We start from the raw sequence: 25964 nt of genomic DNA on the forward strand, positions 1-25964 counted from the left end.
ATGTCCTATTTTGTCCTTTACACCTAAAGAACCTCTGATTTGACAGTCGAAACTAGTCGATTTACACTTGAATGTATAGATTTTTCCTTAAGGCAAAAAATATGATGGTAGGAAATAATAGATTAATAATTAGAAGGAGAGGTTACCCGTGGGTGATTGGATCGTAGGATTAAGTCCTGTTTGGCAGGCATTTATATTTACACTATTTACATGGGGAGCGACTGCTCTAGGGGCATCATTCGTGTTTTTCACAAGGACAGTCAACCAAAAAGTATTTGATGGGATGCTCGCTTTCGCTGGTGGTGTTATGATCGCAGCAAGCTTCTGGTCACTATTGAGTCCTGGTATCGAAATGGCTGAACAGCAAGGTGTGCCAGGTTATATACCTGCAGTCGTAGGATTCCTACTAGGAGGATTTTTCTTATTGCTTGTGGATCGCATTCTTCCGCATATAAATGAAGATTTGTATTTTAAAGACATTAAAGATAAAAAAGCAAAGCACCGTACTGCTATGCTTGTATTCTCGATTACGATGCATAATATTCCTGAAGGACTTGCTATTGGCGTTGCATTCGGTGCAGTTGCTGCAGATTTCTCAACGTCAACTTTAGCAGGTGCTATCGCACTAGCCATTGGTATTGGTATTCAGAATATCCCTGAAGGAACGGCTGTATCCGTACCTCTAAGAGGAGACGGTATGTCGAAAGGAAAAAGTTTCTTTTACGGACAACTTTCAGGAGTCGTCGAACCGATTTCTGCAGTTGTTGGGGCACTTGCCGTCATTTATATTCAGCCATTGCTCCCATATGCGCTTAGCTTTGCAGCAGGTGCTATGATTTTCGTAGTAGCGAAAGAGATCATTCCCGGTTCACAGGAAAAAGGGAACGTGCAGGTTGCTGCTATCTCACTAATGATTGGTTTTTCTGTTATGATGCTTCTCGATGTGGCACTTGGTTAAATGAAAAGGCGTGAAAACCTAATTAGGTTTTCACGCCTTTTTATGTGATAAATTCACTACTCATGATTTATTTTGCCCATAACCTGTTTCCATTAGGAGTCCTGAAATCCAAATCCTCTAGGAGCTCCCTAATCCTGTTCGTTCAAATAAGAAGGCGATCACATCATATGAAACGCATAGCGATAAATCCCATAATAAAGCGGAATAAGCATAATGATCGAAAAAACAACCGTCGTAGTTTTAACCGTTTTTTCACTAAGCCCCTCAATTTTCTCGTCGCTATGATCAATGAACATAACAAAAATTAAATCCCACAGAATTCCTACAAAAAAGACAATCTTCCAGACGAGGGCACTTCCAATTGGTATCCCAGTTACGTATCCAAACAAGCCAGTCCAAGTCATAATAGAAACAACGAAATCCATTTTCATCGCAACTGTTTTGTACTTACCTTTTAATAAGAAACCAATAGCCGGCGCACCTAGTAAGCCAAGATACGCAATCCATAAGATATCAGACATTCTCAATCCTCTTTCTTTATCTCATTAGCGACACCTTAACATCTTCTAAAACGATTCATCTATATAATAGTTTACAAGAGAATGACTTCTCAATGATTCACTATATACCAAGCTCAACAAATGCACTCTTTGTTTATGAGGTATGTGATTGATCAGAACTTTCCTTCTGTCTGTTTGATGGATCGGTTAACTTCTTTAATAGTTTTCTTTCCTTTTTCACTTCATAAGCTTTCATTTCTTGACGAACGGATTTAAAAAGGTTCACACACATCACAAGTAAGATTACAGTGAAAGGTAAAGCTGCAACGAGCGATGCCGTTTGAAGTCCTTGTAATCCACTGCTAATGATAAGAACAGCAGAAATCGCTGCAATAAGAGTTCCCCATACCAATTTTGAGAAAAGTGAGGGGTTTAAATCGCCACCAGACGTCATCATTCCAAGTACAAATGTAGCTGAATCAGCAGATGTCACGAGGAAGACGCAGATAAGAAAAATCGATAGCGTTGAAAGAATTCCTGTTAACGGAAACTGTTCCAACGTGACGAAAAGTGCGCTTGTCACATCATTATTCACGGCGTCTGCAATCGCTGTTCCCTGAAACAAGTCAAGATGGAAGGCAGCCCCTCCGAATACTGCAATCCATACCATTGCAATAAAAGGTGGAACAATTAAAACGCCAAAAATCATTTCCCGAATCGAGCGACCTTTTGACACCCTGGCAACGAATGCCCCTATAAATGGTGACCACGCAATCACCCATGCCCAATAGAAAACCGTCCATTCTTTAACCCATGTTCCGCCCTGATATGGCGTCATATAGAAACTCATCTCAATGAATTTTTGAATATAACCACCAATAGCTAATGTAAAGCTCTCAAGAATAAATACTGTAGGTCCAAGGAAGAGAACAAACAGCATTAACAGAAGGGCCAGCGCTAAATTCAAATTACTTAAGTATTTAATTCCTTTATTTAACCCAGTCGTTGATGATGACATATAGAGAATAAATAAGATTGCCGTAATGCCAATTTGAACCCATGCATTCTGTGGTAGTCCATACATGTAATCAAGTCCACCGTTAATTTGAAGTATTCCGAAACCTAAAGACGTTGCAACCCCCATTACAGTTGCAATAACAGCTAGAATATTAATAACTGTTTTCCATGGAACACTTTTATTTTGGTTTGTTTTAGTTGAAATAGTTTCACCGATCAAGCTTCTGCGACCTTTCCGATATTGGAAATATGCCATCACAAGACCGACAACAGTAAAGACTGACCACTGATGAACTCCCCAGTGGAAAAAGGAATAACGCATAGCAAGCTTAGCCGCCTGCTCTGTTTCTCCTTCAACGCCAAATCCAGTAGGTGGATTGGCGAAATGTGTCATCGGCTCTGCGACACCCCAGAAGACAAGACCTACCCCGAAACCTGCGCTAAAAAGCATACCAATCCATGTAAAAAATGGATATTCAGGCTTTTCTCCATCTTTACCAAGGCGTATTTTACCGTACTTACTAACTGCAAGGTAAAAACAGAAAAGAACAAAAAAGATAACGGCTAATAAATAAAACCATCCGAAAGCATTTGTAGTAAATGTGTATACTGAATTTGCTACAGATGCAAACGATTTTGGAACAAAAGCTCCCCAAATCACAAGCACCAAAATGATGATAGCTGAAATCCAGAAAACAGGATTACTACTTTGAGTTTTGTTTTCTTTCATCAATCTCTCCTTTCCAATCGAAAATAACGAATGAAATTCATATTTCGATCATTTCTTACTACATTTTATTCGTATATCTAGTACCCTCCCTCTTTCTAAATTAACCAGGTTTTCCCTTTATAAGTGATTTTTAATCTATAAATTGTGTAAACCTCTTTTAAAGCAAAAAAAAACCGACTACTTAAGCCGATTTTAAAAGTCACTATTTGTTCGCATCATTAAAGTTTACAACCCTTATCAATCACACTTCCAAATGAATGTTTTGTTTCGGAAGAGTAGGTCTAGTCAATTTTAAAGTTGGATCTCCAAACTCCATCGATTCAAGAATTTGCTCTTCTGAAAATCCAGTCATCTGTGAAATTTGACGGATGTCTACTTTTTTCTTAGACAGAAGTTTAGACGTCTGTACGGCCGATTGTGTTTGATAGTGCACCACTGAGTAACGATGCGTAAAAGATCCTACGGAATGCTTCACAGCTCCATTCCCCTTTCACTATTGGTTAACCTGAACTCGTCCGAATTAACAGGATTACCGTTTGGTTTCCCCTTCTTCAATAAACTAAACTGGGTAATCTGTCGGAACATACGGGAAATGTGCATTAGAATGGGTCTAATAGACATTGAATTCTCTTTAGATGATATAGTTTCTATCATTTGCATCCTATCTACTTTTCTTGCTATGGTAAGGTTCGGAAAAAAGGAGGAAATTTCAAATGAAACAATCTTTAATAAGAATGGCACTCATTCTAGCTGTTATGACATTACTAGCAGCATGTAACTCAAACAACTCTGAAGAGAAAACAACAGCTTGGGGGAATATTCAACAAGAAGGCACAATTGAAGTTGCCACCTCTGGTACACTGTACCCAACTTCTTACCATGAACAAGAAACAAATGACCTAACCGGTTTTGACGTGGAGATTGTAAAAGAAGTAGCGAAGCGTTTGGACGTTAAAGTAGATTTCATTGAAATGGGCTTCGATGGCATGCTGACAGCTGTGCAAACAGGTAAAGTCGACATGGCTGCAAACGATATTGGCATTACAGAAGAACGGAAAGAAAAATTCGCACTTTCCACACCTTATAAATTCTCATATGGTACAGCAATTGTTCGAAAAGATGATTTATCAGGCATTGAGTCAATCAATGATTTAGAAGGAAAAAAAGCAGCTGGTGCTGCAACAACTAACTTTATGAAACTTGCTAAGAAAAAAGGCGCAGAAGAAGTTATTTACGATAATGCTACAAATGAGCAATATTTAAGAGACGTTGAAACTGGTCGCACCGATGTCATTTTAAATGATGTGTATTTGCAACGATTAGCATTGGCTGCTTTTCCAGAACTAAACCTTACAATTCATCCGGATATTCAGTACATGCCAAGTGAAGGTGGTTTACTGATGAATAAGGAGAATGAACAATTAATTAAGAAAGTAAACGGAGTAATTAAAAATATGCTTGAGGACGGGACAATCAGTGACCTATCTAAAGAATTCTTTAACGGCGCTGATGTAACCGAGCTTCCCGAGGATATTGAATTTCAGCAATAATATGTAAAGCCACACCTGTTAAGGTGTGGCTTTCTGACATTATACAGCTTTTGCATTAATTTCTACGTCTACGTTCCCTCTAGTCGCTTTTGAGTAAGGGCACACTTGGTGAGCTTCTTTAGTAAGCATCTCGGCATCTTCCTGGCTAACTCCGTTTATTTCAACTGTAAGAGTCACACCAATTTTGAAACCATTGTCTGCTTCGTCTTTCAACAAGCTAACGTCTGCAGTTGTTTTGGAGTTGATATCTTTTTTCTTCTTACTTGCCACAAGATTTAATGCCCCATCATAGCACGCGGAGTAAGCTGCAGCAAATAACTGTTCGGGATTGGAACCAGTTTCATCAGTTTTATCAGTTGGCATTACAAGATTGAAATCAATTAAACCATCTGAAGATTTTACTGTACCTTGACGCCCGCCTTCTGCAGTTGCCTGGGAAGTAAATAAAACGTTACTCATTGAATACCATCTCCTTCTAATTTGCATACATTTGAATTGTACCCGTTCCTTATCTATACTTAAACATCGCATGTTTACAAATCTATTCTTTCATACCATAAAAAGGTTGATTTCCTTATAGGCAGAGCGTATGATAGAACAAAAGAGAACGTTTGTTCTATCATGTTGAGGGGGAATTTGATGACTAGCTCTGCATTACTTATTATCGATGTGCAAAATGGTATGTTTCAAAGAGGATCATCGGTCTTTAATGATGCCAAACTGCTTTATAACCTTAAAAAGATTACTGCTTCTGCAAAAGCTGAGCGTATGCCTATCTTCTATATACAACATGAAACAAGAGGGAAACAACTGAATCGGCATAGCGCGGAGTGGCAGCTCCATCCATTCTTTCATGTTGAGAAAGACGATGAGGTGATTCATAAAACAACCCCTGACTCGTTTTATCAAACCGATCTCGAAGAAAAGCTTCACTCGAAACAAATACAGCATCTTGTCATCTCAGGCGTTCAAACAGAAGTATCCGTTGATACAACGTGCCGAAGTGCCTTCAGTAAAGGATATACCATAAGTCTCATTCTCGATGCACATAGTACGTGGAGTACTTCTACGCTTACAGCTACACAAGTTATCCAACATCATAACAACACCCTACAATGGCTTACAAACACGTTGTCATCTGATGAATTTGTAGAAAGACCCAGGTAATAAGTGCTGACTTATGATGTTAGCATCTCGTTTCTACGAATGCATCTTTTTCCCTTCGGTTGTCCACTCATCTAGAACTAGAAGAATATCTAGTAAAGAATGAACAGAAGCATTCTCTTCCCCTTTACTAACCTGATCATCTTTTTTCCAGATTGTTTTTAATCCTGCAGACTTTGCGCCAATGATATCATTCTCATGATGATCCCCAACATAGACAGCTTCATCTGGTTGAACATTCAGTCGCCTAAGAGCTTGTCGAAAGATATGAGGATCCGGCTTCTTCACACCTTCTTCCTCTGAAATATGGACTGAATCAAAATGACCTTCGATTCCAAGAGCTTGGAAATTTCTCAACTGAAAATCAGTTCTTCCATTAGAAATAAGCCCCATTAAATAATTAAGATTTTTTAATGAAAACAAAAGATCACTCAAGCCTTCATAAGGAATACAATGGAATTGGAAAAATTCAAGGTAATCATCTAGTAATTCCTCTGATGTAATGGCTAACTTGTATTCTTCCACAAGTTGCTTATATACCTCATCTTTCCATCTATACCCATTGTCATCTAGCTCAATAAAACGAGCGCAATAATCAGATTCATCTACCATTTCTAATTCCTTCAATAGCCTTTTATACTGATCATGTATGAAATTTTCCACAGATGCTTTTCTGTTTAACAACGTCCCATCCAAATCAAATAGTACGGCTTTTATCATAAACTTCAGTCCTTTCGCCCAACCCTATCTCTTACTTTTCTTGTTCATACAGTGAATTCCTGTTGTCGACTTCTAATTGTCTATCGATCTTAATTAGGATAAATTTTCTAAATCTATTTACTTTTAAGATAGCTTCTGTAAAATAGTTTCTTAGAATCATGAAGGGGGAGATCAGGTTGATACGAAGATTGACCGAAGAAGATCATAATGAGTGCCTTTCTTTATTAACGCCGTATGCAGCAGAAAATTTATTTATCATAGGTGACATCGAAGCCTTCGGGTATGATCAACCTTTCCAAAAGCTATGGGGTGACTTCGGAGAGAATGGCGAATTGCGGGCAGTTCTTCTTAAATACGAAAAAAACTATATTCCATATGCACCCGGTGAATTCAATGCTAAAGGCTTCGCTGAAGTTATTTCGCAAGATAGTGAATTCCTTATGATGTCCGGAATCAAACGAGTAACAAGTCAAATCCAACCATACATTTCCCATCAATCTCGTTCTAGCAGAGAATTGTTTTATGCGAAATGTGACAGCGTTGAAGCCCTCGCACTCGATGACCTACAAAAAGTTCAAACCGCTACCATAGACGATCTTGAGAAGATTCATACGCTCCATCAGGGAATTGATGAATTTGAATCCGGGGAAACAGTAGAAGAAAAACGACGCAATCAGGAAAAAGGTGTGTCGAGAACTTATTACATTGAACAGGACGACAAACCCGTATCAGCTGCTTCGACCGCCGCAGAAAATTCAGAGTCCGCTATGGTCGTAGGTGTATGCACACTTGCAGACTACAAACGAAAGGGCTATGCGACGCAATGTACCAGCAAGCTCTGTTATGACGTTCTATCTGAAGGAAAAGTCCTTTGTTTGTTCTACGATAATCCAGAAGCAGGTGCAATTTATAAGCGAATTGGATTTCGTGATATCGAGAAGTGGATGATGGTTTCTTATGAAACACAATCAGTCATAGTTTAACAGAGAGGTCCTGCTAATCCAGGACCTCTTTTGTTTCTAACCATTTATATAAGTTCCTTTCTAGTAATCGTTTGTCAACAAGTAGTCACAAGTTAATGAAATTATCACTTGAGATCGATACATAACTTTCCTACTATTAAGATGAGATAATGTTTGCCCGTTACAACGAGTGGCCATACTGTAAACTTAGAAATAGGCTTCGCTAATGAAAGGAAGAGAAATATGAAAAAAATAGGATCTTGGATATCTATAGTAAGCATAGCAATGGCTTTAGCTGCTTGCGGTCAGGATGATAGCGCAAACGAATCTAATCATGCAACGACTGCTGATGAAACTCAAGTTGAAACACTGGATGTCGCACTTGATACACCTAAAAAAGCTGAAGCTGGAGAAACGCTAACTTTTACAGCAACTGTTACTCAAGGTGATGAAAAAGTAGATGATGCAGATGAAGTGATGTTCGAAGTGTGGAAAGAAGGCGCTAAAGACGATAGCGAGATGATCGAAGCTTCTGATGATGGTAATGGGGTATACTCCGCAGAAAAAACGATTAAAAATGAAGGCAAATATTTCGTGCAATCCCATGTTACAGCACGCGACCTACATACGATGCCTAAAAACGAAATAATCGTCGGTTCAGAAGACAAAGCTACATCAGAGAGTGGCCATGAGCATAAACACGAAAGTGACGTCTCGATTCATCTCATGATACCTGACGAAATAAAAGCTGGCGCTGACGTTGATTTAATGGCTCACCTACAGAAAAATGATGGTGCGTTAACAAACGCTAACGTTCGCTTCGAAATTTCCAAAGATGGTGAAGAGAACGCCGAATGGGTTGATGCAGAAGAAATGAAGGATGGCGAATATGAAGGAACCACTTCTTTTAAAGAAGCTGGCGATTATACAGTGACCATTCATGTAGAGAACGACGAAGGACTTCATGAGCACACAGAAGAAAGTGTAACAGTTACCGAATAAACAAAATCCCCTATCTCATATGAGATAGGGGATTTTGTTTTTAATTTAGCTTTAGTTTCTTGAATTTCCGCTTACCTACTTGAACGACTAGGCCATCTTCTATCTTTATTTCCTTGTGTATATCAGTTACTTTCACTTGATTTAGTTTGATACCACCATTTTTCATCATCCGCCTTGCTTCACTTGTAGATGGCATCATTCCCAAAGTTGTAACAAGGTTAGGAACTGTAATGTTCCGTGCTCCATCCCAGTTTACTTCATCGATATCAGTCGGAATCTTGTTTTGTTGGAACACCTGTTGAAATTGTTCTTCTGCCTGTTGAGCCATTTTTTGTCCGTGAAATATACGTACAATCGTTTTCGCCAGTTGCATTTTCGCTGTCCTCGGATGAGTCACTCCACTTTCTAATTCTTGACGAACAGTCCGCTTTTCATTTAGCGATAAATCAGTTATGAGCTCTGTGTACTTTACGATTAATTCATCCGGAATCGACATCACTTTCCCGTACATCTCTGATGGTTTTTCTGTAATACCGATGTAGTTCCCTTTTGATTTAGACATTTTTTCAACACCGTCTACCCCTTCAAGCAATGGCATCATCAGTACCACCTGCTTTTCCTTTCCGAACTGCTCCTGAAGGTGTCTACCCATGAGAACATTAAAATATTGATCATTACCTCCAATTTCGATATCACTATCAAGGTGAATCGAGTCATAGCCTTGCATAAGTGGGTAAAAGAATTCGTGAAGTGACACCGGTTTATTTGCATTCATTCGCTTCTCGAAATCGTCTCGTTCCAATAAACGGGCAACTGTTATTTTTCCTGCTAGATGAATCACATCTTCGAATCTTAACTCAGAAAGCCACTCGGCATTGTAATGTAGTTCAACTTTACTTTGGTCTAGAACTTTCCCAAACTGCTCAAGGTATGTCTTCGCATTACGCTCTACTTCCTCATCGGTTAATTGAACCCTTGCAGCAGACTTACCTGTTGGGTCACCAATTTTACCTGTGAAGTTTCCAATAATGAGCTGAATAATATGGCCATTCTCTTGGAACTGTCGTAGCTTATTCAAAACAACAGTGTGCCCAATATGAACGTCAGGTGCTGATGGATCGAGTCCAAGTTTAACTTTTAGTGGTTCATTCGTAAGAAGAGATTTTGCAATTTTATGCTTCAGTTCGTCTCCAGGAATGACTTCACTTGTACCGTGTGTATAAACAGCATATTGCCTTTCCATTTCCTTTCTTTGCTGATCTGATAATTGATCCATGATTGAACTCATCCCTGTCGACCTCCCATTTAATTTGTTTTTTTCATGAACGACAAAAAGCCACGTCCCCTTTTTTAGTAGGGACGTGGCTTAACACGCGTTACCACCCTGATTGAAGACACTTCCGTCTTCCAGCTCGAATACGTTAACGGTTTTCCCGTTCCTGACTACTTCATCACGTTCGTCAGGAAGGCTCTGAGGGGTAATTCACGGTTAGGCTGTACCAGTTCTCACCTGCCACTGGTTCTCTGAAACTACTCACCATAACGCGCTACTGAATCCTCTTCTTTGCCTGTACATTATTTACGTTGCCTTAATTTCTAATAACTTTAGCTTGAATTTCACGCTATGTCAATCTGTTTTTCTTGCAAAGTAAAAAGCAGCCGTCATTATAAATGACCGCTGCTCCTTCTCTTACTGCATATTTAATTCTTTTAGAACAACTGTAGTGATAACATCGATAAATTCATCCTGTGCGTTCGGCATTTCAGGACGATAATAGTTTGCACCGATCTCATCAGTTACAACTTTACACTCGTAATCATTATCGAATAGTACTTCAAGATGATCGGCTACGAAACCAACAGGCGCATAAACAAAAGATGTATAACCATGCTTTTCATAGAGGTCTCTTGTTAGGTCTTGAACATCTGGTCCGATCCATGGATCTGGTGTATTCCCTTCACTTTGCCAACCGATGGCAACATTTTTAACGCCAGATTCTTCAACGATAAGATTGGCTGTTTCCTTCAATTGATCTGGATATGGGTCACCGTTCGCAATAATTTTCTCAGGTAAGCTGTGTGCAGAAACGATTAGAACGGCTTTTTCACGTTCTTGATCAGACATACCTTCAAAAATTGCCTTGATGCGTTTTGACCAGTATGAAATGAATTTCGGCTCATCATACCAGCTTTCAACAGAATGAATAACTGGTCCACCAATTTTCTCAGCTTCTTGCTTTGCACGGCCATTATACGATTTAATACTAAACGTAGAGAAATGAGGCGCTAGCACAATGCTAACCGCTTCCTCAATGCCATCATTGTGCATTTCTTGAACGGCATCTTCTACGAAAGGCTCAATGTGCTTTAATCCAATATAGAGTTTAAACTCAATTTCATCCTGCACTTCATTAAGATGCGCTTCAAGACCTTTTGCTTGATCCTCTGTTATTTTCGCAAGTGGTGAAATGCCACCGATCGCTTTGTAACGATCCTTAAGGTCAGTTAATTGCTCTTCTGAAGGCTTACGACCGCGACGGATATGTGTATAATAACGTTCAATGTCCTCTTCTTTATAAGGCGTTCCATATGCCATCACAAGTAATCCCATAGTTTTCTTAGCCATGAATGTGTTCCCCTCTCATACCATAATAAATTAAATCGAATATCTTTTTATAATCATTATCATCTAGTTGCCAGTATACCTTTTTTTCTCTAAGGAATCAAAGGTAACCGACTTTAAAATCGCAACGTTTTGTGTCACACCTATTGAACCAAATCTTTATGTATAATGCCACTTCTGATGCGCTTCCTTACTCAGTATAGCGAACTATGATCGTTATGTCTTTCTTCCAATGTTAGATCAGTTTCATCCTCCCCTACTATAAGTGCTTTCATACAGTTTTATGGTAATGAGGTAGTGCAGTGGGGGTCAGGCTCGAGCCTGACCCCCACTGCACTAAAAAAACTACGCAAACACTGTTTGCGCAGTTTTCTTTGAGTTTTATTTCTCCATTGCTCCGTTATGCTTCGAGACAATTTCTCGTAGATCAGTATCATCACTTTTATCTGTTTTAAAAGCTAGAAGATAGCGAAATTCTTTATCTGCTCGTTCAGCAGGATCGGCGTTTTCTTCCTGCTTACCTGTTGGCGTTTCATTAGAGAAAAACAGGTCGTTGTTTGCTCCAGCAGGTGTTCCAGGACCCTGACCAGGATATGGAATATCCAGGCTAAGTTTTTGATCTTCTGGAATATGTTCAACTGACAATTGACTTACCTCGTAAGTCTGCAAATCAGCTTTTGCGCTTTCTGCATCGTTCTCTGTTGTAAAATAAGCTTGTAGTGTTTTACTCATCTCAATCCAACTCCTTTTGATGATTTCATAAAGAGTGGTTTCCCGATTCTGTCTTACTCTAATCATCCTTAAGAAATTTAGTATTATGTCATTGATCATTTCAAGCTTAGAAAGTCTTAATTATAAAAGATAGCGCCGAGCACATGCTATACAAATACTACTATTTCAAGGAGGAGAAAATATGGACTATAAAAGTAAAGAAAGAACACAGGCAAATCTTAACATCAATGATCAATTCTACAAAGGGGACGAACATGAGAATAGTGATGAAAAAGTAAATGACGCCTTCTATTCTAAGCAACAAAAAAATGATTCTGCCCCTACAAGCTATCTTGGAAATGATATGGCAGCCGTTGATGTAACAGGGAATAAAGACAGAGACCGATAAGTATACAAATTCAAAAGCCTCAAGCATAGCTGGGGCTTTTGTAAATTAGCATTACAAATGAAAATGGTGGAATTGTTTCCACATATAAAGAGCTGAACCAAGTAATAGAATCGCTGATACTAAAAATACAAACTGAATACTAACAGCTTCTGCAAAGAAACCAAACAATAGCGACCCAAACCCGAATGTTATTGAAATCAATGCACTTTGCGCACTAAATACTTCCGGAAGAGCATCCTTAGGACAGGACTTTTGGATAAACGTCACGATTGCAATAGACTTCACTTGCTCCACTATACCTGAGACCACAGTTAGCACCACAGCAAGTATTGCTATCTGATTATATCCGAATAACAATGTCACTGCACTTACAACGAATGAGGCGGTAAGTAGAATCGCCTTCATGTGCTTCTCAAACAGTTGGGCATACCTCGATACAATGAGTCCTCCAGCAATTAATCCAATAAAGAAACTTGCATTTAAATAGCCCCACCAAACTTCTGATTTTTGAAGAACGTTATTCACAAAGATATAAAGAATTGCAGCAATCCAGACGACATTTGCGATTGATTCCAGAAAAATCATCACGTGAACCGTTCGTAAAATTGGATGTTTCCAGATTGTTTGCCAACCGCTTGAAATCGGAATTCTAGACTTGTTTTTACGTTGACTCCCCTCATTTTCAATCATTACCATCATGAATGTTGAAATACAATAAAGAACAAAGGTAAGCCAGATAACAAATGAGCCTGAAGTGAAAGCAACAATGATTCCTCCAGCAGCCCAGCCTCCAAATTGGATCGATTGATCAACAACCGATACAAAACTATTCGCTTGTGTAAGTTCTGAATCTTGCACAATCATTGGGAGCATGGCATTTCGAGCGGGCGCTGCCCATCCGTCAAGAAAAGAAATGATAAAAGCAAGCCCTAATACCACTTCTATTCCTGGTGTATAAGCCAATAAAGACCCAAGGATACCTAACACGATCGTTTTACACCCTTGTGACCAAACCAATATTCCTTTTAAGGAACAATAACTCAACATGACCGGTGCACTCATTCCACTTATAAATCGCGCTATGGTGATCGTGAAAGGTAACAGTGATAAATAGAGTGCGGATCCTGTTGTTTGATAAAGTATAGCAATTAACGCAACAATATAAAGAACGTCCCCTGTATTGGCACACGATTGACCAATCCACAGAAAACGAAACGAACGTAACCTCATCATAACTACCCCTTTTTATTTATTCTTGCATTTGTAAAAGGGTAGTCGTTTTACATATGGTCAATCACTCCTATTCCTTCTTTTCGCAACAGACTTTCTTCATCAGTTTCTAGTAATCATCACTTTCAATGGAAGGGAAGTTATGAAGAGTACGTTCCAAATCTATTTAAACTTTCACCAAGCTGTATTCTTTTCGAATAATCATATACAGTCTAACATATTGAACGGAGATTAATTTCGAATTTTCCAAATTTATAAATTGTTTTTGTCGCCAGTTTCAGGCAAACTTAAATGTGTAGACAAATTTCATTTAGGGAATGAAGCAGACAGATTCATTTAAAGATTTAGTAAATTAAATGTCCTAAGTTGAATGAAATCTTGATGAATGCTATCGTAAATACTTGATAATGCAAGCATTTCCACAACTAAATCGACCATTTGATGGAGGTAAGATCTATGAGAATTATTGTTGCAGGCGGAGATGGTTTCTGTGGGTGGCCAACCGCACTCTATTTATCCAAACAGGGCCATGACGTAACGATCGTTGATAATATGATTCGCCGTAAATGGGATGATGAATTACGCTCTAATTCCCTTACGCCCATTTTACCCCTTGAAGAGCGCGTGAAGTTATGGCAAGAGAAAACAGGCAAAAAAATCGCCATCTATGACTGTGATCTGATGCATTACGATTTCTTAAAAGAGATTTTCAAGCAAGTCCAACCTGAGGCATTCGTTCACTTTGCAGAACAGCGCTCAGCTCCTTATTCTATGATTGATCGTGAACACGCTGTTTTCACACAAACCAATAACGTTGTAGGCAACCTTAACGTACTATATGCCATTAAAGAAGTTACACCTGACTGCCACTTAATTAAATTGGGCACAATGGGTGAATATGGACAACCAAACATAGATATCGAAGAAGGTTACATAAAAATAGAACATAAAGGACGCGAAGATGTCCTTCCTTTCCCTAAACAACCGGGGTCGTTCTATCATTTATCTAAAGTACATGATAGTCATAACATTCAATTCGCTTGTAAAATCTGGGGCATTCGTGCAACTGATTTAAATCAGGGAATTGTATACGGCCTGCATACGGAAGAAGATGAATATGATGAAGGTCTCATTAACCGTCTTGATTATGACGGTGTCTTTGGGACAGCCCTCAATCGCTTTATTATTCAGGCTGCAATTGGCCACGATATTACTGTTTATGGATCTGGTAAACAAACTCGTGCCTTCCTGAACATTAAAGATACCATCCGATGTGTTGAGATCGCAGCTGAAAATCCTGCTGACAAAGGTGAATTTAGAGTTTTTAACCAGTTTACAGAGGAATTCTCAGTACTTGAACTTGCCCAAAAAGTTCAACGAGTAGCAAAAGCAAAAGGCCTTAACATCGGGATTGATCACATAGAAAACCCACGTGTTGAGAAGGAAGAACATTACTACAAAGCAGTTAACACAAGCTTAATCGATCTTGGTCTAGAGCCTTCTTTATTGACGGACGATCATATCTCTAGAACACTTGATACTGCATTGAAGTATAAAGACCGCGTTCTTAAGGAAAATGTCCTTCCAAACGTTACGTGGAAGTAAAATGACGCTAAAACCAATAGAGGTGTTCGTATGAAAATATCCATCGTAACAGAAACATTCCTACCTTCAACTGATGGTGTCGTTACTCGCCTTCGAGCCTCGATCGATTACTTACTTGATCAAGGGCACGAAATTCAAGTGATTGCACCAGATTTAGGAGTGCGTAGCTATCGGAATATTCGGTTTGATGGCGTACAACCTCGTACTTTCTTTTTATATAAACACCGTAAATTTGGTATGCCTACACGCTTAATTAAAACGTACCTTGAAGATTTTGATCCAGATCTTGTTCACGTCGTTAATCCTGCTTTTATGGGCTACTCAGGAATTAAATATGGTAAAAGACTCGGCGTACCATTGGTTGCTTCTTATCATACACACGCTCCCAAATACGCAAATTATTACAACGCTTCTTGGTCAGAGCCTTTACTTTGGTGGCATTTTAGAAGGATGCATAACAAAGCGGATATTAATTTATGCACATCTCAGGCTATTCTTGAAGAATTGAATGAACAAAACTTCTATAACATGCACCTTTGGAAAAGAGGCGTTGATACAGAGCGATTCAATCCCGATCTTGGTGATGAAGAAATGCGCCAGCGTCTTACAAATAGGAATCCTGATAAAACACTGCTTCTTTTCGTAGGTAGGCTCGCCTTTGAGAAAGAAATCGATTCACTAATCCCTATGCTTGAGCAAAAGCAAGATGCTCATCTTGCGATCGTTGGAGATGGTCCTTACCGAGAAGAACTCGAAAAGAATTTTGCTCATCTTGAGAACGTGACGTTTACCGGTTTTCTTCATGGTGATGAATTAGCACAAGCCTACGCTTCCTCCGATGCTTTCATGTTCCCATCAACTACTGAAACATTAGGCCTCGTTATTTTAGAAGCTATGGCAAGCGGTCTTCCAGTTATTGCTGCTGAGTCTGGACCTACGAACGAGCAAGTCGAAGATGGATCGACAGGTCTTCTCTATCGCTCTGGTCCTAATGGAAATCTAACTGAAGTGGTTAATCGGCTAGATGAAGATGGATTGTTAGAGAAAATGTCGAAAGAAGCTTATGTTCATTCAAAAGATTATGGATGGAGAGGTCCAGCACAACAGCTTCTAGAGTTCTACGAGGCTGCCATTGAGCTGAAGCAAAATGAAGAACAGCAGGCGATCCAATAGATAGAAGGTTGAGTATATGAAGCAATGGCGAATTGGTAGGGGTTCAAAACAAGTTATGAGTTTCAGTGCTATCGGTGTAATGAATGCACTAGTCGACATCGGAGCATTGAATCTTCTCATGCTTTTGTTTCCAACCGATGATCGAATCCAGCTTATTTTCTACAATACAATTGCATATACGCTCGCGATCACGAACAGCTACTTTTGGAATGCAAAGTTAACGTTTCCTTCAAAGGCAATCCATGACCGAAAACAGGTCCTCCTGTTCCTCGCTCAGGCTGTTATCGCACTAGGTATTAGCAACCTTGTTTTCTATGGTGCCCTTCTTATTTTTGAATGGATTACATTCCCTCGTTACATCGAACGTAACATTTCGAAGGGGCTCGCCATGCTAATCTCCTCTGCTTCAAGCTTTTTCATGATGAAACATTTAGTCTTTCCGCGTACTAAAAAGAACCAGAATTCCAACTAACCAAAAACCCCCAGTACATTACTGGGGGTTTTTCGTGTGTGTTAATCTGTAATTCCTTGCTTATGTTCGATTCTACCTAGAATAAATGCTGTTCCTAGTCCAAGAAGTAACGTTCCTATGCTTGTTACTGCAAGAGTGATATCAGACTTAAACCCCGGATACAGTACGACAACCGATCCGATGACAAGTCCGATCATAACGGAATAGGTAGAAACCGTATACTTTTTTAATAGCAGTGAGATTAGCTTACCCGTTAAACTTAAGCCAATAATAATTCCCGCTCCAACTGTGAGGAGAAGAGGAATTTGGAAGGACGAGAGACCATGAATCACTGTATGATAAGATCCGAGAAGCAACAAAACAAATGATCCACTTACGCCTGGAAGAATCATAGCGGTACTTGCAAGCCATCCCGAAAGAAAAAGAAGAACATAATCTGTGAAGCTTAACGATTTCATTATTTCTCCAGTACCTTCTCCTTTTAAGAAAAGGGTTGAAGCAATAAGCACCGCTGCTAGAATTAACAATCCATAATGCACAGGTTCAAACGTCTTTTTGTATTCTACCTTTCTTAGTAAAAAAGGTACAACCCCAACAATTAAACCAATGAAGAAAAAGAAAGTAGGTTGTGGATAATGTTTTAGGAGCTTCTCCATTAACTGACTAACAAGGAGTAAAGCAAGCCCTACACCTATTAGAAGCGGAATGAAAAAACCTAGTTCTTTCTTCCAATTCTTGCTCATCAATCCATTAATTCCACTTATTAATCTTCTGTAAATCCCGAGGACCATTGCAATCGTGCCTCCGCTTACGCCTGGAATTAAATCGCTAACACCCATTAATAACCCTCTGTATATATTTCGCCACACAAACATGCAAGAACTTCTCCTTTTCCTATGTGTCTAATACATACATTACCCAAACAAAGCAAGTCACTAACCGCTCTTCGCTTCTTTCTTCAAGTGTGTAAGAAAAATGCCTTCTACTGGTTCAGATCTCTCCACCTCTTCAAATCCGAATCTCTCATAGAATTTCACTGCAGGAACGTTATCAGCACCTGTACTCACAACAAATTCCTTATCACTTGCCGCAAGTAGATATTCCATGATCTCTTTTGCGACCCCCATCCGAAAATAATCTGGATGTACAACTAGTCTGCAGATTCTAACGCTATCATTCGTCTGCTTAAAGGAAAGAACCCCCGCTACTTCGCCTTCCCTATAACACCCTATAAATGTTTCTTCACTCATTTGAATTGAGTCAACCGTATCGCTCAACTGCGGTATACCATCAAATTTAATGATCTCTGCTTCTTTACGGTAAGCAGGAAGTTGAACATCTAAAATCAATTTAGCTGTCTCTGTGTTTTGATGATGTAACGTTTGAATCATGCGAGCACCTTCTTTTCTTCATATTTCTTTCTACAACGTCATCCTTTTCTCGAATGCAACAATGTGTGACGATTAGGACTTTAAGCCATGTAGTTGAAATATAGGATAGCTTTAAAGTAAAGTGATAGAAGTGACTTGTCTATGTTTACAGGAGGAATATAATGAGTGATCGTAATAAAGGTATTATACTGCTGCTAATTTCATCCTTCGGCTTCGCGATGATGGCAGCGTTCGTAAAACTTTCGGGTGATGTGCCTACCATTCAAAAAACGATGTTTCGAAACGCCGTATCAGCGATTATTTCGTTCGGTTTTGTTATGTATTACAAAGAACGGCTATTTGGTAAAAAGGAAAATCAAAAGTTCTTACTCCTACGGTCTGCGCTTGGTACGCTAGGAATTATCTTCTATTTCTACGCTATTGACCATCTTGTTCTCTCAGATGCCGATATGCTAAACAAGCTCAGTCCGTTCTTATTGATTATTTTCTCTGCTCTTTTCTTAAAAGAAAAAGCCAAACGCTTCCAAATAATCGCCATCATCATTGCATTTATAGGCACATTATTAATTATTAAACCGCAATTCTCAGTAGAAACGATTCCGTATATTTCAGGACTACTATCCGCTATTTTTGCAGCTGGTGCTTATACAGTTCTAAGAGTACTCGGACAGCGCGAAAAGTTCTATACAGTTGTTTTCTATTTCTCTTTCTTCTCAACTGTTGTTCTCTTACCGTTTGTCATAATGTTCTATGAGCCAATGGAAATGAGACAGCTCATTTACTTACTCTTAGCAGGTGTATTCGCAACCCTCGGTCAATTCGGATTGACGATTGCCTATAAATTTGCGCCGGCACGCGAAATCTCAATCTTTTTCTATTCAACCGTTGTGTATTCAGCGTTGATTAGTATCGTATTATTCGGACAAATACCAGATATTTGGAGCATTCTCGGATATGTGATTATTTTCTCTGCATCATTTTATATGTTTATGCGAAATAACCGTGAAGCAAAGATTGAGAAAAGAGAGCTACAACCATCTAATTAAATGATTTGCTGAGTTCTTTAAGGCTGTTTTCGTAGACATTGTTGCTATAAGAGGAGTGGTTGATTCCCGCTTCAGGATGCTCGCTTTCCGCGGGGCGGGCGGTGAGCCTCCTCGGCGCGCTTAAGGCGCGCCTGCGGGGTCTCACCTGTCCCGCTAATCCCGCAGGAGTCGAGCACCTTCCGCTCCAATCAACTTTGATGTGTGAATTTCTTTATTCATAATCTCTTTCAAATACAACAATCTTTAATAAAAAGAGCCTTCTCTAAAGACGAGTGTTAAATTCTAACTAAGTTTAGCACTCGTTTTTTTTAATTATATATCTAAAACTCTAACTCAACTCATAATCTACTTCATTAAATTTCAAATAATTAAGATAATTTGTTTCGATATAAGCCCCAATCCCCACCTTCAATTTCAATAAAATGGTCTTCAGGCTCTCGCATTACATACGTAATCGCTTCGTAGTTTCCGTTCTTGCTTTCAATCGTTCGTACAATACGATCATATAAATTATGATTACGTCCTTCTTGAAATCCTTCGAGGATATCAATTCGTTCAAGATGTTGCTCATTTACTTCATAAACTTCTCCATATACCTTTCCTTCATCCGATTCAATTAATGCTGGATAGCCGTTTCGAGTATCGTAGAGCGTTCCTTTAGTCCAACTAGTTGTTTCTCTTAGGATTGCGCCCTTAATCACTGAATGATTACTCTCCCCATGTCTTAAAGTCCCATAACAAAATACAAGTCTCACCTTGATGTCTCCACCTCTCAACAGATTACGAAACAGACAATCTTAACTACAAAAAAGCCCGCTATAAGCGGGCCTTCCTACTCTTATTAGAAAATTCGCTTTAACGCCTTCTTCAATGGCGGCATATCAATTTCCTGCTCTTCAAATGCTTTTTTCAGCATATACTTCGAATAACTTGCAGCCTGTTCGTACGTAATTTTACCAGGAAGTGGCGGCTGTTCTTCAATTACGATATCAACAATTGCAGGCTTTGTAGATTTAGCTGCCCTCTCAAAAGCAGGCAATAGTTCTTCGTATTTCTCAACACGATACCCTTCACCGCCTGCCGTTTCAGCAAACGCAGCAAAATTAAAGTCTTTTAATTCTGTTTCAAAATCGATATTTCCAATTTCCTGCTGTTCGTATTTAATCATACCGAGACGCTCATTGTTTAGAATAACAACCATCATTGGGAGCTTATACTTTACTGCTGTTAAGAAATCCTGCATTACCATTGTAAAGCCGCCGTCTCCACAGATTGCAACTGCCTGACGATCAGGGTGAGCGATTTTACCAGCAATAGCACCTGGTAGTCCGCAACCCATTGTCGCCATCCATGAGGAGATAATGAATTTCTGATTTGTTACCCGAAAATGCCTTGACGCCCAAACTGTGACATTACCAACATCAACAGAAAGCACCGCATTATCGTCCACTACTTTTTGGAGCTGTGGCATTATTTGCTGTGGTTTTATTGGTGTTGACTCCTCTGACTCGATTTTCTCAAGATGAGCCCACCAGTTCTTCATATTTTCCTGACACTTTTCAACAAATTCTCGATCTTCTTGATAGCTTGTATGATCAGTTAAATAAGAAAGCGTCCATTTCGCATCTCCAATTAGGCCCACTGTTACGGGATAGCGTTTTCCAATCTGCGTTGGTTCAATATCAATCTGAATGGCTTTCGCTTTATCAGGTAAATAATCTCGATAAGGGAAAGATGTCCCGACCATAATCAGTAGATCCGTTTCCTCCATCGCTTCATAAGCTGGTTTCGTTCCAATCTGCCCAAGCTGTCCCAGATTATATGGATGAACATCCGGAATCGCACCTTTACCTGGTAGACTTAAAATAACCGGAGCTCCTGCCTTTTCAGCAAATCCAAGAAGTTCTTCCCTAGCATGCTTGGACCCTTTACCTGCAAGAATAACAGGGCGTTTCGCTTCATTTAAAAGAGCTACTGCTTCATTTAAATTGGAGTCATGAGGATGAACAACTGCTTTCGAATGGATAAGTGACGTATTCTGGACCTTTTGTTTCACTTTCTCAGCAGCAAGATCATCTGGAATAGTTAGAATTGCCACACCCTTCTTCTCTACAGCAGTTCGAATGGCTTGATGTGTTAAATCTGGCAATGAAGCAGCCGTTTCAACTCTACGATTAAACACAGAAACATCATCGAACATTCGCTCCAGGTTAACCTCCTGAAACTGATCTGTCCCAAGCTGGTCACTAGCAATCTGTCCAGCAATGACCAGTACTGGTACACCATCCGCTTTTGCATCATATAGACCATTTAATAAATGAACAGCACCTGGTCCTGCAATTGATAGACACACACCGATTTTGCCAGTAATCTTCGCATACGATGCTGCTGCAAGAGCACCAACTTCCTCATGACGAACCTGAATAAACTTCATACGGTCCTGTGCATTTCGTAAATTCTCGACAAAGTGATTAATCGAATCACCAGGTAAACCATAAATATGGTCTACACCCCATTCTGATAGTGTATCAAGCAATATTTCACCAGCATTTTTTTCAAACATCATGACTCCTCCTTCGCGTCCTTTTCCATAAAGAAAAAGTACCCTAAGAAAAGTACAACGAAACGTGTATGCCAAAATAAACAAGCAGCCAAATGGCTGCTTGAATTGCTCATTATGTTCTTGGACCACCTGCTACATATAGTACTTGTCCGCTCACAAAAGATGACTGCTCATCTGCAAAAAAGAGCGCAGCATTTGCAATGTCTTCAGGCTTTCCAGTTCTACCAACCGGAATCTGTTTTTTATTGTAATCAATAAATTGGTCGAATTCGACGCCTAATCGATCTGCTGTTGCTTTTGTCATATCCGACTCAATAAATCCTGGTGCAATAGCATTGGCGGTAATTCCGTATTTACCTAGCTCGAGAGATAGCGTTTTGGTTAAACCTTGAATTCCTGCTTTGGCCGCTGCATAATTCGTTTGGCCACGATTACCGAGTGCTGAAGTTGAGGATAGACTAATAATTCTTCCGTATCCTTGCTCTACCATGTAGCTCTGTGCTGCTCTTGAAGCATAGAAACTGCCAGTAAGGTGGACTTGCATAACCGTCATCCAATCCTCATCTGTCATCTTAAACAGTAGATTATCACGAATGACACCTGCATTATTAATTAAGATATCGATTGAACCAAAAGCATTCGCAGCTTCTTTCATACTAAGCTCAACCTGTGCTCGGTTCGTAACATCAACAACACCCGTCATAACAGAATACCCTTTTTCTTCGAATTGTTTCTTAGTATTTTCAAGTGCTTCTTCATTCACATCAGCTAAATAAACGCTTGCCCCTTCACTAGCAAATCGCTCTGCAATACTTGCACCAATCCCTCTACTACCACCGGTTATGTATGCTGTTCTACCATCCAGCCTCTTCATCTCATCACTCCTGTAATCGTTTTCTTTTGTAGTATAACTTGACTATAATAATATTGAAATTTTCTGTCAACTATTACCACCTAGTTTAAATTCAAAGAAAATAGTGAAATAGGGTAAAAAGATGATATATATGAATTGGAGGCTAACACTATGAAACACATTGTATTCTATGACGCTGAGTGCCCTTTTTGTTTTTACGTAAAAAAATCTTTAAGAAAACTAGACTGGTTCAATAAGATAGACTGGATACCCGTTCAAGAAGTTGAGAAGAATCCGGATGATTACCCTTACATGCAATTTCGACATAAACGAATGTATGACGAGATTCATATGCTTACGGAATCCGGAAATCTTCACGCTGGCTTTTATTCGGTAAGAAGACTTCTAATGGCTCTTCCACTCACTATTCCGCTATCGTTACTGCTCTATTTACCTTTTATCGATAAGCTTGGATCACCATTCTATATTTGGTTTTCTAAAAATCGTTATGACTGGTTTGGAAGATATCCAGAACCTAGATTTGAATAGAAGCAAAAGCAGGCTTTCCTATTCTTTTCTAGAATAATAATGATAGAGAACGAACTGGAAAGGATGCTTCATGATGGAAGAAAAGTGGCTTGCCTGGGCAAAACAAATCCAATCGATCGCCCAGGCAGGATTAACCTATACACGTGATGATTACGATTATGAACGATACATAGAACTTAGACAGCTCAGTGCAGAAATACTAGAGACTTACACCGAGTATGACATGAAAACGATTCAAGAGCTCTTTACGAATGAAACAGGGTATCAAACACCTAAAGTGGATATTCGCGCCGCTGTAATTAAGGATGGAAAAATCCTCCTTGTTAAAGAAAAAGCTGATGGAAAATGGTCGATTCCAGGAGGATGGGGGGATGTTGGCTTCTCACCGTCAGAAGTCGCTATTAAAGAAGTAGAGGAGGAATCGGGTTATCTTGTAGAAGCAAAGCGTTTACTAGCTGTTCTAGATCATAAACACCATCCTCATCCACCATCCCCTTATCATATTTATAAAATGATCATCGGTTGTGAACTAGTAGGTGGGAACGCGACAGATAGTATCGAAACTAGTGATTGTGGTTTCTTCTCTTTAGACAATCTTCCACCACTTTCTGATGGACGAATAACCGAATCACAAATCACTATGCTTTTCACACTCTATGATAACCCATCATTACCAACCGTTTTTGATTAAGGAGTTAAAGTAAGGAGTTAAACGTATGATTACACCATACAAGCACGGACTATTACTTATGAGAAATGATCGCCTACATGAACGAAGCTGGCGTAGTGACCAATGCTATAAATTTATATTTTCTCATACAGGAAATGGTCTTTACGAGGTGGCTCGAGGTGACATTTTAATTGAAGAGGGCAAGTTCCTTATGATGAATCCTGGTGAGCCTCATCGTCAGCTTCATGTGACAGATGAGAAATTCTTAATAGAATTGAATGAAACACTCGTGAAGAATGTTTGTGTAGATCTTGGAATCTCAAACACGTTGCCTGATTTCGCATCAATCAGTTTCCGTCATCCGCAGCTCATCCAATGGGCTTCTTTCGTAAGAGAATTTATTATACATACGGATGCAAATGAGCGCTCATTTTTTCTTGAGCATAGCATGACTCAACTCGTCTTACTGCTGATGAAACACGCTCCTGGCTCTCACCAAAGCGAGCTGTCCATTCCTACTACATCAGCTCCTTTAAGCTTCGCTGTTAATGCCATAAAGGAAAGCTTTCAAGAGGATTGGACCCTTGATGAACTCGCCGCTCTCACTGGACTATCAAAATATCAGTTCGCTCATGCCTTTAAAGAATCTTTCGGAGTCTCACCATACTCCTTTCTTCAATTGTACCGAATGATCAAAAGTCAGGAGAAACTTGTTCACACCAATGATTCAATTCTCTCAATTGCTCTTTCATCTGGATTTAAAAACCTTTCTTCATATAACCACTTATTTAAAAAACTGTACGGTAAGACGCCTTCGCAAGTTCGTATTCGTTATCACTAAGTACCCTGCACTCACCGTAGTCATACTAACCCCGCTCACAATCATAAGCGTTTGAATGCTAATAAACGATGAGAGAAGGCCGAAGAGTGCAAGGGAAAGGGTGTTTGCAAGATAAAGTAGAACAGCATTCGTACTAAATCCTCTACCAAGCTGATCATTCGGAACAAGCGTCTGCAAGAGATAAACTCTTGCTAGACCAGCTATAGGAATGCCAATGGCGACAAATACAGTGCCTATGAAAAAGTGTTCCAGTTCGTACCACAATCCATAATACAAAACTCCTCCTCCCCAAATGAACGCCCCAACCAAATAAATAGCCAGACTCATTCTTTTCTTAACAAGAGGAAGGATTAGATTTGTTCCAATAACGACCGCACCAAAAACCCCCTGAATGAAACTATACATTTCCTCACTTTTTGTTGTCATCTCTGATAAAGCAAGTAACAACCCCACTTCCCACACCCATGTATTAAGGAAAACAATAAAGAATGTGAAGAGGAAGAGATTTCGTATCGTTACGTTTTGATTCGCCCACTTACTAAAAGATACAATTGAAAGCCACGCTTCTTTAATAGACCGTTTTCCAGTATACCTGCTGTCTGTCACATCCACTTTCAAGAAACATAAAGCACTAATCAAGTACGTGAAAGCATCAATAGTAAAGAAATGAATGGCTCCATATGTAGTTAGTAACCAAACTGAAATGAACGGACTAACGACCGTCACGCCTCTCTGTAACGTATCATTCAAACTATTGACTACTGTCCTGCTTTCTTCATTTGTAATTAGTGGTAACACTGCACGATGGGTAGGATTAAAAAAGCACCCAATTGTTTGAATGAGTAAACTAACACTTACCAAGTGCACATACTCCAACTGATTCGCATAATAAAAAATAACAATTGAAGCGACAAGTGGTATTCTTATCAAATCAAGTAAAATAAGAAGCCTTTTTTTCTGAACCCAATCAGCAACAACGCCACCTAATAAACCAAACAGGAGGTATGGAACTGTTTGCGTTATCGCCATTCCCGTGGTCATGATTTTCGAGCCTGTTAGCTCATAAGCTAGAAACAGAAATGCCATTCCCGATAGAACATCCCCAAGCTTAGAAATACCCCCACCGAGTAAATAATAGCGAATTGTTGAATTTGTAAAAAATATTCGATACACAAAAATCACCTCTATCTCTATTGTAAAAAGATAGAAGTAATTGATCTTCTAA

Annotated in this window: 28 protein-coding genes and 1 other annotated feature; of the genes, 13 read left to right on the forward strand and 15 right to left on the reverse strand. The window is 39.4% G+C overall.

All coding sequences use genetic code 11. The features are described 5' to 3' along the window. Window positions 1–148: 148 nt before the first annotated feature. Window positions 149–958 (forward strand): ZIP family metal transporter, encoded by an 810-nt coding sequence (locus FBF83_RS06980; RefSeq protein WP_136946363.1) that lies wholly within the window; start codon window positions 149–151, stop codon window positions 956–958. A gap of 158 nt (window positions 959–1116) precedes the next feature. Here FBF83_RS06980 and FBF83_RS06985 read toward each other — a convergent pair whose 3' ends face one another. The 3 genes from FBF83_RS06985 to FBF83_RS06995 form a co-directional block, all read right to left on the reverse strand. After that, entirely contained in the window at window positions 1117–1479 is a 363-nt protein-coding gene (locus FBF83_RS06985) for a hypothetical protein (RefSeq protein WP_136946364.1), read from the reverse strand. Between the two features lie 133 nt (window positions 1480–1612). Continuing rightward, window positions 1613–3205, reverse strand: coding sequence for a BCCT family transporter (locus FBF83_RS06990; RefSeq protein ID WP_136946365.1), 1593 nt, complete (start codon window positions 3203–3205; stop codon window positions 1613–1615). 241 nt (window positions 3206–3446) lie between these two features. Then, window positions 3447–3680, reverse strand: a complete 234-nt coding sequence (locus tag FBF83_RS06995) for a hypothetical protein (protein WP_136946366.1) — start codon at window positions 3678–3680, stop codon at window positions 3447–3449. A gap of 238 nt (window positions 3681–3918) precedes the next feature. On the opposite strand from FBF83_RS06995, the gene FBF83_RS07000 reads away from it, so the two are divergent. Then, window positions 3919–4755: a transporter substrate-binding domain-containing protein gene (locus FBF83_RS07000; protein ID WP_136946367.1), complete on the forward strand. Its 837-nt coding sequence runs from the start codon at window positions 3919–3921 to the stop codon at window positions 4753–4755. Between the two features lie 39 nt (window positions 4756–4794). On the opposite strand, the gene FBF83_RS07005 is transcribed toward FBF83_RS07000, so the two are convergent. Further along, window positions 4795–5214: an organic hydroperoxide resistance protein gene (locus FBF83_RS07005; RefSeq protein ID WP_136946368.1), complete on the reverse strand. Its 420-nt coding sequence runs from the start codon at window positions 5212–5214 to the stop codon at window positions 4795–4797. Window positions 5215–5394: 180 nt separating this feature from the next. On the opposite strand from FBF83_RS07005, the gene FBF83_RS07010 reads away from it, so the two are divergent. Beyond that, the gene (locus FBF83_RS07010) at window positions 5395–5922 is read left to right on the forward strand and encodes a cysteine hydrolase family protein (RefSeq protein ID WP_136946369.1); all 528 of its coding nucleotides are present in this window, start codon (window positions 5395–5397) and stop codon (window positions 5920–5922) included. Window positions 5923–5955: 33 nt separating this feature from the next. Here the strand turns inward: FBF83_RS07010 and FBF83_RS07015 are convergent, their stop codons facing one another. Then, window positions 5956–6639, reverse strand: coding sequence for an HAD family hydrolase (locus FBF83_RS07015; protein ID WP_136946370.1), 684 nt, complete (start codon window positions 6637–6639; stop codon window positions 5956–5958). 176 nt (window positions 6640–6815) lie between these two features. Between FBF83_RS07015 and FBF83_RS07020 the strand changes: the two genes are divergently transcribed. Both FBF83_RS07020 and FBF83_RS07025 read left to right on the forward strand, forming a co-directional pair. Further along, window positions 6816–7622 (forward strand): GNAT family N-acetyltransferase, encoded by an 807-nt coding sequence (locus FBF83_RS07020; protein WP_136946371.1) that lies wholly within the window; start codon window positions 6816–6818, stop codon window positions 7620–7622. A 222-nt stretch (window positions 7623–7844) separates the two neighbouring features. Next, on the forward strand, window positions 7845–8603 hold the full coding sequence (locus FBF83_RS07025; RefSeq protein WP_136946372.1) for a FixH family protein: 759 nt from the start codon (window positions 7845–7847) through the stop codon (window positions 8601–8603). A gap of 40 nt (window positions 8604–8643) precedes the next feature. Here FBF83_RS07025 and tyrS read toward each other — a convergent pair whose 3' ends face one another. The 3 genes from tyrS to FBF83_RS07040 form a co-directional block, all read right to left on the reverse strand. Then, window positions 8644–9891 carry a tyrosine--tRNA ligase gene (tyrS, locus tag FBF83_RS07030; RefSeq protein WP_136946373.1) on the reverse strand — a complete coding sequence of 416 codons (1248 nt, stop codon included), beginning with the start codon at window positions 9889–9891 and terminating at the stop codon, window positions 8644–8646. 64 nt (window positions 9892–9955) lie between these two features. Next, window positions 9956–10177: a binding site (T-box leader), on the reverse strand. Between the two features lie 116 nt (window positions 10178–10293). Next, window positions 10294–11229, reverse strand: a complete 936-nt coding sequence (gene hemH / locus FBF83_RS07035) for a ferrochelatase (RefSeq protein ID WP_136946374.1) — start codon at window positions 11227–11229, stop codon at window positions 10294–10296. 378 nt (window positions 11230–11607) lie between these two features. Beyond that, window positions 11608–11958 (reverse strand): hypothetical protein, encoded by a 351-nt coding sequence (locus FBF83_RS07040; protein WP_136946375.1) that lies wholly within the window; start codon window positions 11956–11958, stop codon window positions 11608–11610. Between the two features lie 181 nt (window positions 11959–12139). Here FBF83_RS07040 and FBF83_RS07045 point away from each other — a divergent pair, with 181 nt between their 5' ends. After that, complete coding sequence (locus FBF83_RS07045) at window positions 12140–12346, forward strand: hypothetical protein (RefSeq protein ID WP_136946376.1); 207 nt, start codon at window positions 12140–12142, stop codon at window positions 12344–12346. Window positions 12347–12397: 51 nt separating this feature from the next. Here the strand turns inward: FBF83_RS07045 and FBF83_RS07050 are convergent, their stop codons facing one another. Then, on the reverse strand, window positions 12398–13576 hold the full coding sequence (locus FBF83_RS07050; protein WP_169525221.1) for an MFS transporter: 1179 nt from the start codon (window positions 13574–13576) through the stop codon (window positions 12398–12400). 456 nt (window positions 13577–14032) lie between these two features. On the opposite strand from FBF83_RS07050, the gene FBF83_RS07055 reads away from it, so the two are divergent. The 3 genes from FBF83_RS07055 to FBF83_RS07065 are packed head-to-tail and all read left to right on the forward strand — an operon-like array spanning window position 14033 to window position 16826. Then, the gene (locus FBF83_RS07055) at window positions 14033–15181 is read left to right on the forward strand and encodes an NAD-dependent epimerase/dehydratase family protein (RefSeq protein ID WP_136946378.1); all 1149 of its coding nucleotides are present in this window, start codon (window positions 14033–14035) and stop codon (window positions 15179–15181) included. Between the two features lie 30 nt (window positions 15182–15211). After that, entirely contained in the window at window positions 15212–16354 is a 1143-nt protein-coding gene (locus FBF83_RS07060) for a glycosyltransferase family 4 protein (protein ID WP_136946379.1), read from the forward strand. 16 nt (window positions 16355–16370) lie between these two features. Continuing rightward, window positions 16371–16826, forward strand: a complete 456-nt coding sequence (locus tag FBF83_RS07065) for a GtrA family protein (RefSeq protein WP_136946380.1) — start codon at window positions 16371–16373, stop codon at window positions 16824–16826. 41 nt (window positions 16827–16867) lie between these two features. On the opposite strand, the gene FBF83_RS07070 is transcribed toward FBF83_RS07065, so the two are convergent. Beyond that, window positions 16868–17701, reverse strand: a complete 834-nt coding sequence (locus tag FBF83_RS07070) for a DUF368 domain-containing protein (RefSeq protein WP_136946381.1) — start codon at window positions 17699–17701, stop codon at window positions 16868–16870. Between the two features lie 60 nt (window positions 17702–17761). After that, a complete protein-coding gene (locus tag FBF83_RS07075) occupies window positions 17762–18217 on the reverse strand; it encodes a GNAT family N-acetyltransferase (protein ID WP_136946382.1) in 456 nt (151 codons plus the stop codon). 161 nt (window positions 18218–18378) lie between these two features. Between FBF83_RS07075 and FBF83_RS07080 the strand changes: the two genes are divergently transcribed. Then, a complete protein-coding gene (locus FBF83_RS07080) occupies window positions 18379–19263 on the forward strand; it encodes a DMT family transporter (RefSeq protein ID WP_136946383.1) in 885 nt (294 codons plus the stop codon). A 368-nt stretch (window positions 19264–19631) separates the two neighbouring features. On the opposite strand, the gene FBF83_RS07085 is transcribed toward FBF83_RS07080, so the two are convergent. The 3 genes from FBF83_RS07085 to FBF83_RS07095 form a co-directional block, all read right to left on the reverse strand. Next, a complete protein-coding gene (locus FBF83_RS07085; protein WP_169525222.1) occupies window positions 19632–20018 on the reverse strand; it encodes a gamma-glutamylcyclotransferase family protein in 387 nt (128 codons plus the stop codon). 86 nt (window positions 20019–20104) lie between these two features. Beyond that, complete coding sequence (locus FBF83_RS07090; RefSeq protein WP_136946385.1) at window positions 20105–21826, reverse strand: pyruvate oxidase; 1722 nt, start codon at window positions 21824–21826, stop codon at window positions 20105–20107. A 112-nt stretch (window positions 21827–21938) separates the two neighbouring features. Then, window positions 21939–22700, reverse strand: a complete 762-nt coding sequence (locus FBF83_RS07095; RefSeq protein WP_136946386.1) for an SDR family oxidoreductase — start codon at window positions 22698–22700, stop codon at window positions 21939–21941. 150 nt (window positions 22701–22850) lie between these two features. Between FBF83_RS07095 and FBF83_RS07100 the strand changes: the two genes are divergently transcribed. The 3 genes from FBF83_RS07100 (at window position 22851) to FBF83_RS21125 (ending at window position 24739) form a co-directional block, all read left to right on the forward strand. Then, the gene (locus FBF83_RS07100) at window positions 22851–23228 is read left to right on the forward strand and encodes a thiol-disulfide oxidoreductase DCC family protein (RefSeq protein ID WP_136946387.1); all 378 of its coding nucleotides are present in this window, start codon (window positions 22851–22853) and stop codon (window positions 23226–23228) included. Between the two features lie 73 nt (window positions 23229–23301). Continuing rightward, window positions 23302–23919, forward strand: coding sequence for an NUDIX hydrolase (locus FBF83_RS07105; protein WP_136946388.1), 618 nt, complete (start codon window positions 23302–23304; stop codon window positions 23917–23919). Between the two features lie 25 nt (window positions 23920–23944). Then, on the forward strand, window positions 23945–24739 hold the full coding sequence (locus FBF83_RS21125) for a helix-turn-helix transcriptional regulator (RefSeq protein WP_240688002.1): 795 nt from the start codon (window positions 23945–23947) through the stop codon (window positions 24737–24739). On the opposite strand, the gene FBF83_RS07115 is transcribed toward FBF83_RS21125, so the two are convergent. Next, complete coding sequence (locus tag FBF83_RS07115) at window positions 24683–25912, reverse strand: MFS transporter (RefSeq protein ID WP_136946389.1); 1230 nt, start codon at window positions 25910–25912, stop codon at window positions 24683–24685. The genes FBF83_RS21125 and FBF83_RS07115 overlap by 57 nt on opposite strands. Between the last annotated feature and the right edge of the window lie 52 nt (window positions 25913–25964).

This window comes from Guptibacillus hwajinpoensis (assembly GCF_005144865.1).
GTDB lineage: Bacteria > Bacillota > Bacilli > Bacillales > Guptibacillaceae > Guptibacillus > Guptibacillus hwajinpoensis_A.

Coding starts and splice junctions, on each gene's coding strand:
- FBF83_RS06985 (WP_136946364.1), bottom strand. CDS start 1,479: ATGTCTGATATCTTATGGATTGCGTATCTTGGCTTACTAGGTGCGCCG.
- FBF83_RS06990 (WP_136946365.1), bottom strand. CDS start 3,205: ATGAAAGAAAACAAAACTCAAAGTAGTAATCCTGTTTTCTGGATTTCA.
- FBF83_RS07000 (WP_136946367.1), top strand. CDS start 3,919: ATGAAACAATCTTTAATAAGAATGGCACTCATTCTAGCTGTTATGACA.
- FBF83_RS07005 (WP_136946368.1), bottom strand. CDS start 5,214: ATGAGTAACGTTTTATTTACTTCCCAGGCAACTGCAGAAGGCGGGCGT.
- FBF83_RS07010 (WP_136946369.1), top strand. CDS start 5,395: ATGACTAGCTCTGCATTACTTATTATCGATGTGCAAAATGGTATGTTT.
- FBF83_RS07015 (WP_136946370.1), bottom strand. CDS start 6,639: ATGATAAAAGCCGTACTATTTGATTTGGATGGGACGTTGTTAAACAGA.
- FBF83_RS07025 (WP_136946372.1), top strand. CDS start 7,845: ATGAAAAAAATAGGATCTTGGATATCTATAGTAAGCATAGCAATGGCT.
- tyrS (WP_136946373.1), bottom strand. CDS start 9,891: ATGAGTTCAATCATGGATCAATTATCAGATCAGCAAAGAAAGGAAATG.
- hemH (WP_136946374.1), bottom strand. CDS start 11,229: ATGGCTAAGAAAACTATGGGATTACTTGTGATGGCATATGGAACGCCT.
- FBF83_RS07040 (WP_136946375.1), bottom strand. CDS start 11,958: ATGAGTAAAACACTACAAGCTTATTTTACAACAGAGAACGATGCAGAA.
- FBF83_RS07045 (WP_136946376.1), top strand. CDS start 12,140: ATGGACTATAAAAGTAAAGAAAGAACACAGGCAAATCTTAACATCAAT.
- FBF83_RS07050 (WP_169525221.1), bottom strand. CDS start 13,576: ATGAGGTTACGTTCGTTTCGTTTTCTGTGGATTGGTCAATCGTGTGCC.
- FBF83_RS07055 (WP_136946378.1), top strand. CDS start 14,033: ATGAGAATTATTGTTGCAGGCGGAGATGGTTTCTGTGGGTGGCCAACC.
- FBF83_RS07060 (WP_136946379.1), top strand. CDS start 15,212: ATGAAAATATCCATCGTAACAGAAACATTCCTACCTTCAACTGATGGT.
- FBF83_RS07065 (WP_136946380.1), top strand. CDS start 16,371: ATGAAGCAATGGCGAATTGGTAGGGGTTCAAAACAAGTTATGAGTTTC.
- FBF83_RS07070 (WP_136946381.1), bottom strand. CDS start 17,701: ATGTTTGTGTGGCGAAATATATACAGAGGGTTATTAATGGGTGTTAGC.
- FBF83_RS07075 (WP_136946382.1), bottom strand. CDS start 18,217: ATGATTCAAACGTTACATCATCAAAACACAGAGACAGCTAAATTGATT.
- FBF83_RS07080 (WP_136946383.1), top strand. CDS start 18,379: ATGAGTGATCGTAATAAAGGTATTATACTGCTGCTAATTTCATCCTTC.
- FBF83_RS07090 (WP_136946385.1), bottom strand. CDS start 21,826: ATGTTTGAAAAAAATGCTGGTGAAATATTGCTTGATACACTATCAGAA.
- FBF83_RS07095 (WP_136946386.1), bottom strand. CDS start 22,700: ATGAAGAGGCTGGATGGTAGAACAGCATACATAACCGGTGGTAGTAGA.
- FBF83_RS07100 (WP_136946387.1), top strand. CDS start 22,851: ATGAAACACATTGTATTCTATGACGCTGAGTGCCCTTTTTGTTTTTAC.
- FBF83_RS07105 (WP_136946388.1), top strand. CDS start 23,302: ATGGAAGAAAAGTGGCTTGCCTGGGCAAAACAAATCCAATCGATCGCC.
- FBF83_RS21125 (WP_240688002.1), top strand. CDS start 23,945: ATGATTACACCATACAAGCACGGACTATTACTTATGAGAAATGATCGC.